The sequence below is a fragment of the Streptomyces sp. CO7 genome, from assembly GCF_053474865.1.
This window is the reverse complement of record NZ_JBRIOU010000002.1, coordinates 104194-106931: the sequence shown is the minus strand read 5'-3', so window position 1 is coordinate 106931 and position 2738 is coordinate 104194. Positions and strand designations below refer to the sequence as shown.

3 protein-coding genes are annotated in these 2738 nt (G+C 75.5%); all 3 read right to left on the bottom strand.

What is annotated here, in order from left to right:
• Positions 1–32 precede the first annotated feature (32 nt).
• Positions 33–1256, bottom strand: a complete 1224-nt coding sequence (locus tag ACOV8S_RS02360; protein WP_448315818.1) for an alkaline phosphatase family protein — start codon at positions 1254–1256, stop codon at positions 33–35.
• Positions 1256–1843 carry a DUF5998 family protein gene (locus ACOV8S_RS02355; RefSeq protein ID WP_351117473.1) on the bottom strand — a complete coding sequence of 196 codons (588 nt, stop codon included), beginning with the start codon at positions 1841–1843 and terminating at the stop codon, positions 1256–1258. Before ACOV8S_RS02355 ends, ACOV8S_RS02360 begins: the two co-directional genes overlap by 1 nt.
• 86 nt (positions 1844–1929) lie before the next feature.
• Positions 1930–2738: acetate--CoA ligase family protein (locus ACOV8S_RS02350; RefSeq protein WP_448315816.1), on the bottom strand; the 809-nt coding region annotated here is incomplete at its 5' end.

The following is a 2738-nucleotide window of genomic DNA, read 5'->3' as shown; positions in this document are numbered from 1 at the left end:
GGGGCGGCGTGCGCCGTCAGGTCGTCACGTCGTCAGGTGCGGACTTCCAGGAGCGGGACGAGCTGCTCGGCCGGGGTCATCGAGCCGTGGTTCCCGGTCATCAAGGACTCCTTCGGCTCCCGCTCGGAGGCGATCAGCAGGACGTCGTCGCGGGCGGCGGCGATCACGTCGCCGAGGCGGGCGTACACCCGCTCGTCGATCCGCGGACCGAACCAGCCCGCCTCGATGGCCTCGTCCCGGGAGGCGATCCAGAACTGCTCGCCGAGGACCTCGCGCCACACGGTGAGCACGTCGTTCGCCGCACCCGGCACCGCGTAGACGTGACGGGCGCGGCCCTCGCCGCCCAGCAGGGCGACTCCGGCCTTGAGCTCCCAGTCCTCGTCGACGTCGATGCGGTGCTCCTCGTCGAAGGGCACGTCGATCATGCCGTGGTCGGCGGTGACGTAGAGGGCGCTGCGGGGCGGCAGCTGCTCGGCGAGGCGCTGCACCAGGCGGTCGACGTAGCCGAGCTGGCCCCGCCAGGTGTCGGAGTCGACGCCGAACCGGTGCCCGGCGCCGTCCACCTCGGAGTAGTACGTGTAGACCAGCGCGCGGTCGGCCGCGGCGAGCTGCTCGGCCGCGAGGTCCATCCGCTCCTCGCCGGCGAGGCGGCCGTGGAAGGTGCCGCCGCTGAGCGCGACCTTGGTGAGCGGGGTGGACTCGAAGGCGGGCGACGACACCTGTGCGGCGTGCACGCCGGCCGCCTCCGCCATCCGGAAGACGGTCGGGTGGGGCTGCCAGTCCGCGGGAGAGGTCCACGGGTGCCAGCGCAGCTGGTTCATCAGCGCGCCGGTCTCCGGGTTGCGGACCGTGTAGCCGGGCAGGCCGTGGGCCCCCGGCGGCAGGCCGGTGCCGACCGACGCCAGGGAGGTCGCGGTGGTGGCGGGGTAGCCGGCCGTCAGCGGGCGGCCGGTGCCGCCGCGCGAGGAGGCCAGCAGGGACGTCATGAAGGGCGCCTCGTCCGGGTGCGCCTTCAGCTGCTCCCAGCCGAGGCCGTCGATCAGGAAGACGCAGGCCCGGTCGGCCGCGGCCAGCTCCGGCATGGCGGCCGTGACGCCCGGCACGCCCATCCCGGCGGCCAGGGTGGGCAGCAGGTCGGCCAGCGATCCGCTGCCGTACTCGGGGACCGGGGCGGAGGACAGCGGCAGCGGCTCCGGATAACCGGAGGCGGGCGCGGCGTTGGCCTGCTCCCAGTCGTCCCATGCGGCGTGGGACATCAGCGGGCGGTGTCCGCGATCGCCTCGGAGAGCGCCTGGGCGAAGGCGAGGGCCTGGGCGACCGTCTCCGGGCCGTCCCCGGCCTCGCTGACGCGCAGCGTGAGGTCGTCGGCGGTGGAGCTGCCGGTGTAGCCGTGGTCGGCGTCGCAGTTGGGGTCGCCGCAGGCGGCGGGCTCCAGGTCGAGGCGGGCGACAGCGCCCCAGCCGATGGTCAGCACGACCTCGCGGGGCAGCCGACCCGGCGTGTACGTCTCCGGATCGGCGACGACGCGGCTGACCACCACGGAGGCGATCTTCTCCAGCTTGACCGACTCCGTGGACGTCGTCGCGTACGGGGAGGGCGAGGTGCTGTCGGCGTTCTGCTCGTCGGTGTGGCTGACGATGAAGCGGTTGCCGGTGAGCACCAGCACCGTCACGTGGCGGCGGACCTCGTTGGCGTCGAACGTGGTCTCCTGATGGACCAGGAACGACCGGACGGGCTCGCCGCCCACGGCGGACTCCACCGCCTCGGCCACGAGGGCCGGGTAGTAGCCGCTGCGCTCGATCGCCGCGCGCAGCCCCTGGGTCGTCGTACTGGTCTTGGCCATGCCGTCCATCCTACGGCGGCGCACGGACTGTCCGGACCGCTCGGGAGCGCTCCGGTCCGTCCCCGGGGGGCTCTGGGCCCGGCCGGTCAGTACGCGGGCAGCGTACGCGGTCCCTGGTCGTCACGGGCGGGCGGGGGCGCCAGCCGCACCGAGGCGCCGAGCACGCTCACGCCGCGGGGGGCGACGACAACGGGTTCCAGTGTGACGGCCACCACCTCCGGGTGGTCGTCCACCAGCCGCGACACCCGCAGGAGCAGCTGTTCGAGGGCGTCGGTGTCCACGGGAGCGGCGCCGCGCCAGCCGAACAGGAGCGGGGCGGTGCGCACCGAGCGGATCATCGAGGCGGCGTCGCGGTCGGCGACCGGGATCAGCCGGTGCGAGAGGTCGCCCAGCAGCTGGGAGGGGGCGCCGGCCAGGCCGAAGGAGAGCACCGGCCCGGCGGCGGGGTCGATCACCGCGCGCACCACGGTGTCCACGCCGCGCGGCGCCATCTGCTGGACCACCGGGCGGACCTCGTCGGCCCCGCCGAAGAGGCCGGCCAGCTCGGCGAAGGCTCGGCGGACCTGGTCCTCGTCGGCGAGGTCGAGGCGGACGCCGCCGAGGTCGGCGCGGTGCCGCAGGTGGGGGGCGGTGGTCTTGAGCGCCACCGGGAAGCCGAGCCGCCCGGCGGCGGCGACGGCCTCGTCCGCGGTGGCCGCGGGGACGGCGCGGCGCACGGGGATGCCGTAGCGGCGCAGCAGGTCGCGGGTGTCCTCGGGGCCGAGGTCGGGGCCCACGGCGGCGGACACGGCGTCCGGGCCGGCGCTCGCCGCGGCGGAGGCGTTCGCGGTGGCGGGGGCATTCGCGGCCACGGGGGTCGCGGCCACGGGGCTGTTCACGCCGGCGGGAGCCGGAC